Source organism: Citrobacter freundii complex sp. CFNIH4 (genome assembly GCF_002934505.1).
GTDB classification, from domain to species: domain Bacteria; phylum Pseudomonadota; class Gammaproteobacteria; order Enterobacterales; family Enterobacteriaceae; genus Citrobacter; species Citrobacter freundii.
The window spans coordinates 4,632,738-4,645,663 of sequence record NZ_CP026231.1 but is presented as its reverse complement, the minus strand read 5'-3'; the positions used below and the strand labels follow the sequence as shown (position 1 = coordinate 4,645,663).

The 12,926-nt window shown below is 53.4% G+C and carries 10 protein-coding genes and 1 riboswitch; of the genes, 4 read left to right on the top strand and 6 right to left on the bottom strand.

Annotation, left to right across the window (positions count from 1 at the left end):
* Positions 1 to 45: 45 nt before the first annotated feature.
* Positions 46 to 232, bottom strand: a riboswitch (cobalamin riboswitch).
* Between the two features lie 115 nt (positions 233 to 347).
* Positions 348 to 1,448, top strand: a complete 1,101-nt coding sequence (trmA, locus tag C2U41_RS23780) for a tRNA (uridine(54)-C5)-methyltransferase TrmA (protein ID WP_032938427.1) — start codon at positions 348 to 350, stop codon at positions 1,446 to 1,448.
* Positions 1,449 to 1,530: 82 nt separating this feature from the next.
* On the opposite strand, the gene C2U41_RS23775 is transcribed toward trmA, so the two are convergent.
* Positions 1,531 to 1,890: a YijD family membrane protein gene (locus C2U41_RS23775; RefSeq protein WP_003028863.1), complete on the bottom strand. Its 360-nt coding sequence runs from the start codon at positions 1,888 to 1,890 to the stop codon at positions 1,531 to 1,533.
* A 15-nt stretch (positions 1,891 to 1,905) separates the two neighbouring features.
* Positions 1,906 to 2,541 (bottom strand): HTH-type transcriptional repressor FabR, encoded by a 636-nt coding sequence (gene fabR / locus C2U41_RS23770; RefSeq protein ID WP_003028862.1) that lies wholly within the window; start codon positions 2,539 to 2,541, stop codon positions 1,906 to 1,908.
* Positions 2,542 to 2,732: 191 nt separating this feature from the next.
* Between fabR and sthA the strand changes: the two genes are divergently transcribed.
* On the top strand, positions 2,733 to 4,133 hold the full coding sequence (sthA, locus tag C2U41_RS23765) for a Si-specific NAD(P)(+) transhydrogenase (protein WP_003028860.1): 1,401 nt from the start codon (positions 2,733 to 2,735) through the stop codon (positions 4,131 to 4,133).
* Here sthA and oxyR read toward each other — a convergent pair.
* From oxyR to argC, 4 genes are all read right to left on the bottom strand, one after another.
* Positions 4,116 to 5,033: a DNA-binding transcriptional regulator OxyR gene (gene oxyR / locus C2U41_RS23760; protein ID WP_003028858.1), complete on the bottom strand. Its 918-nt coding sequence runs from the start codon at positions 5,031 to 5,033 to the stop codon at positions 4,116 to 4,118. The genes sthA and oxyR overlap by 18 nt on opposite strands.
* 263 nt (positions 5,034 to 5,296) lie before the next feature.
* Positions 5,297 to 6,670, bottom strand: coding sequence for an argininosuccinate lyase (gene argH / locus C2U41_RS23750; RefSeq protein WP_003028856.1), 1,374 nt, complete (start codon positions 6,668 to 6,670; stop codon positions 5,297 to 5,299).
* A 108-nt stretch (positions 6,671 to 6,778) separates the two neighbouring features.
* The gene (argB, locus tag C2U41_RS23745; RefSeq protein ID WP_003028854.1) at positions 6,779 to 7,552 is read right to left on the bottom strand and encodes an acetylglutamate kinase; all 774 of its coding nucleotides are present in this window, start codon (positions 7,550 to 7,552) and stop codon (positions 6,779 to 6,781) included.
* Between the two features lie 9 nt (positions 7,553 to 7,561).
* Positions 7,562 to 8,566 (bottom strand): N-acetyl-gamma-glutamyl-phosphate reductase, encoded by a 1,005-nt coding sequence (gene argC / locus C2U41_RS23740; RefSeq protein WP_003847834.1) that lies wholly within the window; start codon positions 8,564 to 8,566, stop codon positions 7,562 to 7,564.
* A 155-nt stretch (positions 8,567 to 8,721) separates the two neighbouring features.
* On the opposite strand from argC, the gene argE reads away from it, so the two are divergent.
* Positions 8,722 to 9,873 (top strand): acetylornithine deacetylase, encoded by a 1,152-nt coding sequence (gene argE / locus C2U41_RS23735; protein WP_003028848.1) that lies wholly within the window; start codon positions 8,722 to 8,724, stop codon positions 9,871 to 9,873.
* 269 nt (positions 9,874 to 10,142) lie between these two features.
* Positions 10,143 to 12,794, top strand: coding sequence for a phosphoenolpyruvate carboxylase (gene ppc, locus C2U41_RS23730; RefSeq protein WP_003840542.1), 2,652 nt, complete (start codon positions 10,143 to 10,145; stop codon positions 12,792 to 12,794).
* Positions 12,795 to 12,926 lie beyond the last annotated feature (132 nt).

Below are 12,926 nucleotides of genomic sequence, written 5' to 3'. Positions count from 1 at the left end.
AGAAGGATGCCGCAGGTCCCACCGATAGTACGCGATGATGAAAACCAGATGCGACGTTAGCCGGCAGGTCTTCGGGCTTGGAGGCGACTTAAAGAGAGGATGACTTCCCGCGGCAATCCGCAGTGTCTGCACCAGGTGCGCTCATCTCTTACCTTCCTTACCGCTGCGCGTCAGCTCCAGATTTACACTGGATTCCCTTTTAACTCACAGGACCGGAAAACGGATGCTACAGTTTGTTACAACCTGGTGTCCAGACTGCGTATCACATTATCGGAAATCATCAATGACTGGACATCTGTTGAGCAATCCCTACAATCCCCGCGTACTTTTATTTTTCAGGACGCATCATGACCCCCGAACACCTTCCGACAGAACAGTACGACGCCCAGTTAGCTGAGAAAGTAGTGCGTCTGCAGAGCTTAATGACGCCATTTTATGCACAGGCTCCGGAAGTGTTTCGCTCACCGGTCAGCCATTACCGTATGCGCGCCGAATTCCGCCTGTGGCATGACGGTGATGACCTGTACCACATCATGTTCGACAGCCAGACCAAAAACCGTATTCGCGTCGACAGCTTCCCGGCTGCCAGCGATCTCATCAACACGCTAATGACGGCAATGATCGACGGCGTTCGCAACAACCACGTCCTGCGCCACAAACTGTTTCAGATTGATTACCTCACAACCCTGAGCGATCAGGCGGTGGTTTCGATGCTGTACCATAAAAAGCTGGATGATGAATGGCGTAAGGAAGCCGAAGCGCTGCGAGATGCGCTGCGGGCGCAAAACCTGAACGTGCATTTGATTGGTCGGGCTACCAAAACCAAAATTGAGCTGGACCAGGACTACATTGACGAACGCTTGCCGGTTGCAGGTAAAGAGATTATCTACCGCCAGGTTGAGAACAGCTTCACCCAGCCAAACGCCGCCATGAATATTCAGATGTTAGAGTGGGCGATTGATGTCACCAGGGGCTCAAAAGGTGACCTGCTGGAGCTGTATTGCGGCAATGGCAATTTCTCGTTAGCCCTGGCGCAAAACTTCAACCGCGTACTGGCCACTGAAATCGCCAAACCGTCCGTGGCTGCTGCACAGTACAACATCGCGGCTAACCATATTGATAACGTACAAATTATCCGCATGGCGGCCGAAGAGTTTACTCAGGCGATGAACGGCGTTCGCGAGTTCAACCGTTTGCAGGGAATCGATCTGAAGAGTTACCAGTGTGAAACTATCTTCGTTGACCCACCGCGCAGCGGTCTGGACAGCGAAACGGAGAAAATGGTGCAGGCGTATCCGCGCATTCTGTACATCTCCTGCAATCCGGAGACGCTGTGTAAGAACCTGGAAACGTTAAGCCAGACGCACAATGTTTCACGTCTGGCGCTATTCGATCAGTTCCCGTATACGCACCATATGGAGTGCGGAGTACTGTTAACGAAGAAGTAAGACTGAACGGAAGCCGGATAAGCACTACCGGTTCAGATTGCCGGATAGCGGCTTTGCCTTATCCGGCCTACAGCGACAACTATTACTCCACAATTTCCTGTTTACGGTTACGCACTTTAAAGCCGATCCAGAACACCAGAATCACCGACAGCACCGCCGGGAAGAAGTTAGAGCCAATATCCGGATATTCAGCGCGTACCACGGTGCTGTACAGCAGAACACCGAGAATAAAACAGGCGGCGGCCAGGCCCGGCAATCCCACAGGCATGGTGCGGTTCTGATAGCGTTGATGCAAACAATAAACCGTCAGCACCAGCGAAATAATCGGGAATACGGAGAATGGCACAATGGAGCTAAACAGCGCCGCAAATGTACCATTGATCGATAAGCCAGCAACCAGCGCCAGCAGCAGCGTACCTTTATCTTGACCTGACTGTTTCATTGCTTGTCCTTCTCGTTACTCGGAGTGGTGCGTCATCTTCTCTTGTTCACGGCGGTACCAATAAAATGCGCCTTTCGCGATCATGCGCAGTTGCAATACCAGCCGCTCTTCTAGCTGTCGACGCTGTTCAGCGCCAACATCCAGTGCTTCTGCCCCGGCGCTGAAAACAATGGTTACCATGGCTTCGGCTTGCGCTTCAGTAAACGCACGAGGCATATGGTTTTCGAGTTCCAGATAGTCCGCAAGTTCCGCAATGAAGTGCTGAATTTCACGTGCGACCGCTGCACGAAACGCTGCGGATGTCCCCGAACGCTCGCGCAATAATAAACGGAAGGCGTTGGGATTGTTGCCGATGAACTCCATAAATGTTGAGACCGAGGTGCGGATCACACTCCCGCCCTTCGCGATACGCTGGCGCGCCTGGCGCATCAATTGACGCAGCATCAGACCGCTTTCGTCCACCATCGTCAGGCCGAGTTCATCCACATCGCGGAAATGGCGATAAAACGAGGTTGGCGCAATGCCCGCTTCACGAGCAACTTCGCGTAAACTGAGGCTGGCAAAACTACGCTCAGCGCTCAGTTGACTAAATGCGGCTTCTACCAGCGAACGCCGGGTTTTTTCTTTTTGTTGCGCTCTAACGCCCATCACGATGTCTGAATCCTTCCACATACCTTGCTGGCACTATACCAGAGATTAGGCGGTTGGCATGGCTTTGTGAATGATTGTTTACGCGCAGTTTGTGCTTCGACTTCGCAAAAAAGCACAACGATAATTGGGTTATCCTGACAACGATGTTACTATTCTGTTGCTTTTATGTATAAGAACAGGTAAGCCTGACCATGTCACATTCCTACGATTACGATGCAATAGTAATAGGTTCCGGTCCCGGCGGCGAAGGCGCTGCAATGGGTCTGGTTAAGCAAGGAGCGCGCGTCGCGGTGATTGAGCGCTATCATAACGTCGGCGGAGGCTGTACCCACTGGGGCACCATCCCGTCGAAAGCCCTCCGCCACGCCGTCAGCCGCATTATTGAATTCAATCAGAACCCACTGTACAGCGACCACTCCCGACTCCTTCGTTCTTCTTTTGCCGATATTCTCAACCACGCTGATAACGTTATTAATCAGCAAACGCGTATGCGGCAAGGATTTTACGAGCGCAATCACTGCGAAATTTTGCAGGGGAATGCCCGTTTTGTTGATGAACACACGATCGCCCTGGAATGTCACGACGGTACGGTGGAAACACTGACTGCGGATAAGTTTGTTATTGCCTGCGGTTCGCGTCCTTATCGCCCTGTTGATGTCGACTTTTCGCATCCCCGGGTTTACGACAGCGACTCTATCCTGAGCCTGCACCACGAACCCCGCCATGTGCTGATTTATGGCGCGGGGGTCATTGGCTGTGAATATGCGTCGATCTTCCGTGGAATGGACGTCAAAGTTGATTTAATCAACACCCGCGATCGTCTGCTGGCATTCCTCGATCAAGAGATGTCCGACTCCCTCTCTTACCACTTCTGGAACAGCGGTGTGGTCATTCGCCACAACGAAGAGTATGAGAAGATTGAAGGCTGCGATGACGGCGTCATCATGCACCTGAAATCCGGTAAGAAACTGAAGGCAGACTGCCTGTTGTACGCCAATGGCCGTACCGGTAATACCGATTCGCTGGCGCTGGAAAACATTGGTCTGAAAACCGACAGCCGTGGGCAGCTCAAAGTGAATAGCATGTACCAGACGGCGCTGCCGCATGTGTATGCCGTAGGGGATGTGATCGGTTATCCGAGCCTGGCATCCGCGGCCTACGACCAGGGACGCATTGCCGCCCAGGCGTTGGTAAAAGGCGAAGCCACCGCGCATCTGATTGAAGATATCCCGACCGGGATTTATACCATTCCAGAAATCAGCTCCGTTGGTAAAACCGAACAGCAACTCACGGCAATGAAAGTTCCATACGAGGTTGGCCGCGCCCAGTTTAAGCATCTGGCACGTGCGCAAATCGTGGGTATGAGTGTCGGAACGCTGAAGATCCTGTTCCATCGCGAAACCAAAGAGATTCTGGGGATCCACTGCTTTGGGGAGCGCGCGGCCGAAATTATTCACATCGGGCAAGCGATAATGGAGCAAAAAGGTGGTGGTAACACTATCGAGTACTTCGTTAACACCACCTTTAACTACCCAACCATGGCAGAAGCCTATCGGGTAGCAGCGCTAAATGGCTTAAACCGCCTGTTTTAACGCACTGTCGAAATGGCCATCCATTGATCCACGGATGGCCTCTGCCAACTGTTCATAACGGCTGCGCAGCGGCGAACCAGGACGGTACACCAGACCAATCGTACGACGCGGTTCGGGTTTAATGCATGGCAGATAAACGACACCATCACGCTTACGCTCCGGCGGAACAGCCAGCGCAGGCAGTAAGGTAATACCGCTTCCTGCCGCCACCATGTTACGCAGCGTTTCCAGACTGGTTGCCCGAAAATGGGTATCTTCATCAGCACCCGCTTCAAAGCAGAAGCCCATTGCCTGATCGCGCAGGCAGTGGCCATCTTCCAGCATCAGCAGTTTTTCACCCGCCAAGTCGGACATCGGTACACAGTCACGGTTTGCCCACGGATGATCTTCATAGATCGCCAGCAGCATTGGCTCATCAAATAGCGGTACTTCGATGAACGCCTCACTCTCTTTCACCAGCGCCAGAATGACGCAGTCGAGCTTGCCGCTATCCAGTTGCGCTAACAGCTGATGTGTCTGCGCTTCATGGAGATACATTTCCAGTTTTGGGAAGGTCTGGTGCAACATCGGAATAATATGCGGCAGCAGGTATGGCCCCACCGTTGGGATCAAACCAATATGCAGCGGGCCAGACATTGTCTCGCCTTGTTGGCTTGCCATCTCCTTGAGCACTTTGACCTCGCGCAGCACGGTGCGCGCCTGATCCACCAGCAGCAAACCAGCCTGGGTGAACAGCACCTTGCGACTCGTACGCTCCAACAACATGACGCCAAGCTCATCTTCCAGCTTGCGGATCTGCCCGCTCAGCGTTGGTTGGCTAACGTGACAGGAGTCTGCCGCTCGTCGGAAGTGACGATGTTCGGCTAGCGCTACCAGGTATTCAAGATCACGAATATTCATTATTCATCCTCCATCGCCACGATAGTTCGTAGCGATAGGTAGCATAGCAACGAACGATTATCCCTATCAAGCTTTCTGTTTAATAATGCACCACAGAAACGGAACGGTACCCCTTTAACCCTTGAAGCTACTGTCCGTTTTGAGAGTTTCTCTCATACTCGAAATAACTAAAGCCAACGTGAACTTTTGCGGACCTTGTGTCCGCATTTTTTTTGCATAAAAAAGCCCGGCGTGACGCCAGGCTCGAATGATTACCCATCAATTTATGCCAGACGCGCCTTCGCGTAGTCGATCGCCTGTGCAACCTGCTGGGGTGACACGCCGCCTTTCGCCGCACGCTTGTCCAGGCACGATTGCAACGAGAGGATCGGGTAAACGTCATCGCCAATCACCTGGCTAAACTTTTGTAAGTCAGCAAGCGACAGCGCCTCCAGCGGTTTGCCCTGTCGAATCGCCTCGACCACCGTTTCACCTACGATATGGTGCGCTTCGCGGAACGGGACACCTTTCGCCACCAGATAATCCGCCAGTTCAGTGGCGTTAGCATAGCCCTGCTGCGCCGCTTCCTGACAACGCGGACGTTTCACCTGGATACCATCCAGCACCAGCGCGGCCATATGCAGACAGTCCAGCCAGGTGTCGAGCGCGTCGAACAGCCCTTCTTTGTCTTCCTGCATATCTTTGTTGTATGCAAGCGGGAGGCCTTTTAACGTCATCATCATGCCGGTCAACGCACCCTGCACGCGACCGCATTTGCCACGGATCAGCTCCAGCGCATCCGGATTTTTCTTCTGCGGCATCAGAGATGAACCCGAAGTCACACGATCAGACAGCTCGACAAAGCCCGCTTCGCCGGTGTTAAAGAAAATCAGGTCTTCAGCAAAACGCGACAGGTGTACCATGCCGATAGAGGCGTCTGAGAGTAACTCCAGCACGTGGTCACGGTCAGAAACGCTGTCCAGACTGTTGCGCGTAGCCGAGGCAAAGCCCAACCAACCCGCCAGCTGCTCGCGATCGATTTCATACGCCGTACCCGCCAGCGCGCCGCAGCCTAACGGACTGACGTCAAGGCGTTTGAGCGCATCCTGCAGGCGGCTCTCGTCACGCGCCAACATTTCAACATAGGCCAGACACCAGTGAGCAAACGTCACCGGCTGCGCACGTTGCAGGTGGGTGTAACCCGGCATGACGGCGTCCTGGTTATTCTCCGCCGTCACCACCAGCGCAGTTTGCAACTGACGATTGGCCGATAGTAATTCGATAACCGTGTCTTTGCACCACAGCTTGAGATCGGTCGCGACCTGGTCGTTACGGCTACGTCCGGTATGCAGTTTTTTACCAAGCTGGCCGACTTTATCAATCAGCTTACCTTCCACCCAACTGTGAATATCTTCGGCATCGCTTTGCAGAATCTGCTGAGGATTCGCGCGAACCTCTTCCAGCAGATTATTCAGCGCTTCTTCCAACCGCAGCTGTTCATCAGCAGTCAGTACACCGACCGTTACCAACGCTTTGGACCAGGCCACAGAGCCAACAATATCCTGTTCTGCCAGGCGGTAGTCAAAACGCAACGAGTCGTTGAACTGTTTGAACCGCTGATCTGCTGCCTGTGTAAAACGCCCACCCCAAAGTGCCATAACGAATTTCCTTAATATGATATTTTTGCCCGGTGGCGCTGCGCTTACCGGGCCTACAAAACCCACGTAGGCCGGATAAGGCGAAGCCGCCATCCGGCACATTAGTAGTTAAGCCAGAATACGCGTACCAATTGGCGTGCCGTTAAACAGCGCCGGGAGTTGCTCTGCATGACGCCAGGAGGCGATATCCACCGGACGACCCAGCGTACGCGCGGCATCCAGCGCCGCATTCACCTTCACGATCATGCCATCGGTAATAATGCCCTGTTCAATCAGCTGTTCCGCTTTCGCTGCAGTCATTTCGGCAATACGCTGGCCTTTGCCATCCAGAATACCGCTTACATCAGAGAGCAGGATCAGATCCGCACCCAGCGTTGCCGCCAGCGCCGTTGCCGCCTGATCGGCATTCACGTTCATCAGCAGCCCATCATCAGTGACGCCAATAGAGCTCACTACCGGCAGAAAACCGCTTTCCAGCAGCGTGTTAATCAGCTTAGGCGAACCCGGCTGCGCCAGTCCAACATGACCCAGTTCTTTATCGAGCGGCGTCACTTTTACGCTGTCGCCATCGCCAAGATACAGACCCACAGACGCGATGTGATGCTTTTTCGCCCAAGCCAGCAAGGTTTTATTCGCCGTTCCCGCCAGGGCACCGGTAATAATGTCAATTTGATCGGCAGGCGTGACGCGCAGACCATTTTTCTTTTTCACCGGCAGATTCAGCTGCTTCATCAGCTCGTCGACCACGCAGCCGCCACCGTGCACAATGACCAGCGGACGCTGGTGCGACTCACGATAATTCACCAGTGCGGTAAACAAGCGCTCCAGCGCCTCTTCGCTATCCAGTAAAACGCCGCCCAACTTGATAATTAATGGATTCATTGTTGCACCCTAAATAAGAGACTGCGTTTGGGCAAAGCCAAAACGAATATTTGCGCACTGCATCGCCTGTGCCGCCGCGCCTTTCAATAAGTTGTCTTCCGTCGCCACGACGATCAGGTGTTCACCCTGTACGGCAAACCCGATATCGCAGAACGGTAATCCAACCACATTCTTCAGCGCCGGAACCCCTTTGTCATACAGACGCACCAGCGGTTTATCGCCATACGCCTGTTGCAGCGCCTGAGCCACCTGAGCATGGGTTACGCCCGCCTTAAGGCGGCAAGTGATAGTTTCCAGAATTCCGCGCGGGAAGTTACCCAGATGCGGGGTGAAAATCACTTCTGTCCCCAGATGAGTGGCGATTTCCGGCTGATGACGATGGGTAAACACGCCATACGGCTGCAGGCTCACCTCACAAAAGCTGTTGGAGATAGCCGCTTTACGCCCCGCACCGCTCACGCCGCTGGTCGCATTAATTACCGGCCACTGGCTGAGATCCAGCAGCCCGGCATCAATCAACGGTTTCAGCGAAAGCTGCGCCGCCGTCGGGTAACAACCTGGCACAGCAATCAGATTCGCTTCTTTCAGTTTGTCCGCGTTCCACTCCGCCAGCCCATAAACGGCCTGCTCCAGCAGCTCAGGATGCTGATGCGTAAAGCCATAATATTTTTCATAGAACGTGCCGTCGTTTACGCGAAACGCGCCCGAAAGGTCAAACACCACGCAACCGGCCTGCAAAAACTGCGGAGCCAGGTCATGACTCACCTCATGAGCCGTTGCGAGGAACACAACATCCACCCCTGCGCTAAACTCGCTGATATCTGACATTGGCTGCAACGGTAAATCGACAATGCCTTTCAACTGCGGATGCAAATCGGAGATTAATTTTCCTGCATCATTGCTTTGCGCTGAGACGGTCAAAGCGGTTATGGTCATATCAGGATGGCGATTTACATAGGCCACAAGCTCTGCGCCGGCATAGCCACTGGCGCCCACAATCAGCGTATTCAACATCGGGGCAGCTCACCTTCTTAGATTCTGTTGCCAGGTATAAGCCTTTATCACCTCACCTTACACTTGGTGGGTTTTATTACGCTCAACGTTAATGTATTTTTATTCACAAATACTGCATTAATATTGATACTATCATGACCCGAGGTGTGTCAACAATGAAAAACAATTTACCGCCATTTATCGAGATTTACCGCGCTCTGATTGCCACGCCATCGATCAGTGCCACCGAAGAAGCGCTCGATCAAAGCAATGCAGGTTTAATCACTCTGCTGGCGGGCTGGTTTAAAGATTTAGGCTTCAATGTGGAGGTCCAACCGGTTCCCGATACGCGAAATAAATTCAATATGCTGGCGAGCATTGGACAGGGCGCTGGCGGCCTGTTGTTGGCGGGCCATACCGATACCGTACCCTTTGACGACGGACGCTGGACCCGCGATCCGTTCACTCTAACCGAGCATGACAATAAGCTGTATGGTTTGGGTACGGCGGATATGAAAGGCTTCTTCGCCTTTATCCTCGACGCGTTGCGTGATGTCGACGTCACGAAACTGAAAAAACCCCTGTACATTCTGGCCACTGCTGACGAAGAGACCAGCATGGCGGGAGCTCGCTACTTCTCTGAAACTACCGCTCTGCGCCCGGACTGCGCGATCATTGGCGAACCCACATCCCTGCAACCGGTGCGCGCACACAAAGGCCATATCTCTAATGCGATACGCATTCTGGGACAGTCGGGTCATTCAAGCGATCCGGCGCGTGGCGTTAATGCGATTGAACTGATGCATGATGCCATCGGCCATATCATGCATCTGCGCGATGACCTGAAAGCGCGCTATCACCATGATGCCTTTACCGTCCCGTATCCAACGTTAAATTTGGGCCACATCCACGGCGGTGACGCCGCCAACCGAATCTGCGCCTGCTGCGAATTGCATATGGATATTCGCCCGCTACCGGGTATGACGCTAAACGATCTCAATGGGTTACTTAACGAAGCGCTGGCCCCTGTCAGCGAACGTTGGCCGGGTCGCCTGACCGTATCGGAACTGCATCCGCCGATTCCCGGCTATGAGTGCCCACCTGACCATCAACTGGTAGAGGTGGTTGAGAAACTGCTGGGCGCACAGACTGAAGTGGTGAACTATTGCACCGAAGCGCCGTTTATCCAGACGCTTTGCCCAACGCTGGTATTGGGTCCAGGCTCCATTAATCAGGCGCATCAGCCGGATGAGTATCTGGAAACGCGCTTTATTAAGCCAACCCGCGAATTAATCACCCAGGTTGTGCACCATTTCTGCTGGCATTAACTGCTTGTCACCCCGCTAATCCTTTAGTGTTAAGCGGGGCGATTTTTTAACATTTCCATAAGCAACGCTTATTTGATTGGATGTGAATTAAATAACGTAAATTCACGGCATTTATTCGTTTGCTGAACCGATTTCGCAGCAATTGACGTCACGTGTTTTACGTGGCTTTATAAAAGACGGCTAAAAAGTTAAGTCCGCAAGATTTTGCGTGATAGTCAGGCGCGAAAGATACAGGACATATTCAAAATAGATGGGGTGTCTGGGTTAATATGAACGAACAATATTCCGCGTTGCGTAGTAATGTCAGTATGCTCGGCAAAGTGCTGGGAGAGACCATCAAGGATGCGTTGGGAGAGAACATTCTTGATCGCGTAGAAACAATTCGAAAGCTGTCCAAATCATCTCGCGCTGGCAATGAAATTAATCGCCAGGAATTGCTCACCACACTGCAAAATCTGTCTAACGACGAGCTGCTGCCGGTTGCCCGCGCATTTAGCCAGTTCCTGAACCTGGCCAACACCGCCGAGCAGCACCACAGCATTTCGCCAAAAGGCGAAGCAGCCAGCAACCCGGAAGTGATTGCTCGCACTCTGCGTAAACTGAAAGAGCAGCCCAACCTCAATGACGCCACCATCAAGAAAGCCGTAGAATCACTCTCTCTGGAGCTGGTACTCACCGCCCACCCGACCGAGATCACTCGTCGTACGCTGATCCATAAAATGGGTGAAGTGAACGCCTGCCTCAAGCAGCTTGATAACAAAGACCTCGTCGATTATGAACGCAACCAACTGATGCGCCGTCTGCGTCAGCTCATTGCTCAGTCCTGGCATACGGATGAAATCCGCAAACTGCGCCCAAGCCCGGTTGATGAAGCCAAATGGGGATTCGCGGTTGTTGAAAACAGCCTGTGGGAAGGTGTGCCGAACTACCTGCGCGAGCTGAATGAGCAACTGGAAGAGCATCTTGGATATAAGCTGCCAGTTGATTTTGTCCCGGTTCGATTTACCTCCTGGATGGGCGGCGACCGTGACGGCAACCCGAACGTAACGGCGGATATCACCCGTCACGTGCTATTGCTCAGCCGCTGGAAAGCGACAGACCTGTTCCTGAAAGACATCCAGTTTCTGATTTCTGAGCTGTCGATGGTGGATGCTACACCGGAGCTGATGGCGCTGGTAGGTGAAGAAGGCGCAGCGGAACCTTACCGCTATCTGATGAAAACCCTGCGTTCTCGTCTGATGGCGACCCAGGCCTGGCTTGAAGCTCGTCTGAAAGGCGAGAAATTGCCGAAACCTGCGGGACTTCTCACCCAAAACGAACAGCTCTGGGACCCGCTTTACGCGTGCTACCAGTCTCTACAGGCCTGTGGTATGGGCATCATCGCCAATGGCGAATTGCTCGACACCCTGCGCCGCGTGAAGTGTTTCGGCGTACCGCTGGTGCGTATTGATATTCGTCAGGAAAGCACCCGTCATACTGAAGCCTTGGGCGAACTGACTCGTTATCTGGGCATTGGCGACTACGAAAACTGGTCGGAAGCTGATAAACAGGCTTTCCTGATCCGCGAACTGAATTCCAAGCGTCCGCTCCTGCCGCGTAACTGGGAGCCGAGCAATGACACCCGTGAAGTGCTCGACACCTGTCAGGTCATTGCCGAAGCCCCGTATGGCTCCATTGCCGCCTATGTTATCTCGATGGCGAAAACGCCGTCGGATGTGCTGGCCGTGCATCTGCTGCTGAAAGAAGCCGGAATTGGTTTTGCTATGCCGGTCGCTCCGCTATTTGAAACGCTGGACGACCTCAACAATGCCGATGACGTCATGTCCCAGCTTCTGAATATCGACTGGTACCGCGGCTTTATTCAGGGCAAACAGATGGTCATGATCGGCTACTCTGATTCCGCAAAAGACGCGGGCGTGATGGCGGCGTCCTGGGCGCAATACCAGGCTCAGGACGCGCTGATCAAAACCTGCGAAAAAGCCGGTATCGAACTGACGCTGTTCCACGGTCGCGGCGGATCCATTGGTCGCGGCGGCGCGCCTGCGCATGCGGCGCTGCTCTCTCAACCGCCAGGCAGTCTGAAAGGCGGTCTGCGCGTGACAGAACAAGGGGAGATGATCCGCTTTAAGTACGGCCTGCCGGAAGTGACCATCAGCAGCCTGTCGCTGTATACCGGAGCAATTCTGGAGGCCAACCTGTTACCACCGCCAGAACCGAAGGATAACTGGCGTCATATCATGGATGAGCTTTCCGATATTTCCTGCGAGCTATACCGTGGATATGTTCGTGAAAACAAAGACTTCGTCCCTTATTTCCGCTCAGCTACACCGGAGCAGGAACTGGGTAAATTGCCGCTCGGTTCACGTCCGGCAAAACGCCGTCCGACCGGCGGCGTTGAGTCTCTGCGTGCTATACCGTGGATCTTTGCCTGGACGCAGAACCGTCTGATGCTCCCGGCCTGGCTTGGTGCTGGTACCGCGCTGCAAAAAGTGGTTGAAGATGGTAAGCAAAGCGAACTCGAAGCGATGTGCCGCGACTGGCCATTCTTCTCCACACGCCTTGGCATGCTGGAAATGGTTTTCGCGAAAGCAGACCTGTGGCTGGCAGAGTATTACGATCAGCGCCTGGTCAAAAAAGAGCTGTGGCCGCTGGGTGAAGAGCTACGCCAACGCCTGGCAGCAGATATCGATGTCGTACTGGCGATTGCCAACGACTCACATTTGATGGCCGACCTGCCGTGGATTGCCGAGTCCATTCAGTTAAGGAATGTTTATACTGACCCGCTGAACGTCTTACAGGCAGAATTGTTACACCGCTCACGCCAGGCCGAAGAGCAAGGCCATGAACCGGATCCACGCGTTGAACAAGCGCTGATGGTGACTATCGCTGGTGTTGCAGCCGGTATGCGCAATACAGGCTAACGCCCCCTCCCGCTGTCGCCTTCGTGCTATTGTACGAAGGCGACAGTAAAAACAGCTGTTACAACCACTTCATTTTCAATATATTCCCGCCTGAACATATTCACTACGTGAATATTACAACAGCAAAACACG

Excerpts from the sequence above, each read along its gene's own strand:
- trmA (WP_032938427.1), top strand. The coding sequence starts at position 348 with ATGACCCCCGAACACCTTCCGACAGAACAGTACGACGCCCAGTTAGCT.
- C2U41_RS23775 (WP_003028863.1), bottom strand. The coding sequence starts at position 1,890 with ATGAAACAGTCAGGTCAAGATAAAGGTACGCTGCTGCTGGCGCTGGTT.
- sthA (WP_003028860.1), top strand. The coding sequence starts at position 2,733 with ATGTCACATTCCTACGATTACGATGCAATAGTAATAGGTTCCGGTCCC.
- oxyR (WP_003028858.1), bottom strand. The coding sequence starts at position 5,033 with ATGAATATTCGTGATCTTGAATACCTGGTAGCGCTAGCCGAACATCGT.
- argH (WP_003028856.1), bottom strand. The coding sequence starts at position 6,670 with ATGGCACTTTGGGGTGGGCGTTTTACACAGGCAGCAGATCAGCGGTTC.
- argB (WP_003028854.1), bottom strand. The coding sequence starts at position 7,552 with ATGAATCCATTAATTATCAAGTTGGGCGGCGTTTTACTGGATAGCGAA.
- argC (WP_003847834.1), bottom strand. The coding sequence starts at position 8,566 with ATGTTGAATACGCTGATTGTGGGCGCCAGTGGCTATGCCGGCGCAGAG.
- argE (WP_003028848.1), top strand. The coding sequence starts at position 8,722 with ATGAAAAACAATTTACCGCCATTTATCGAGATTTACCGCGCTCTGATT.
- ppc (WP_003840542.1), top strand. The coding sequence starts at position 10,143 with ATGAACGAACAATATTCCGCGTTGCGTAGTAATGTCAGTATGCTCGGC.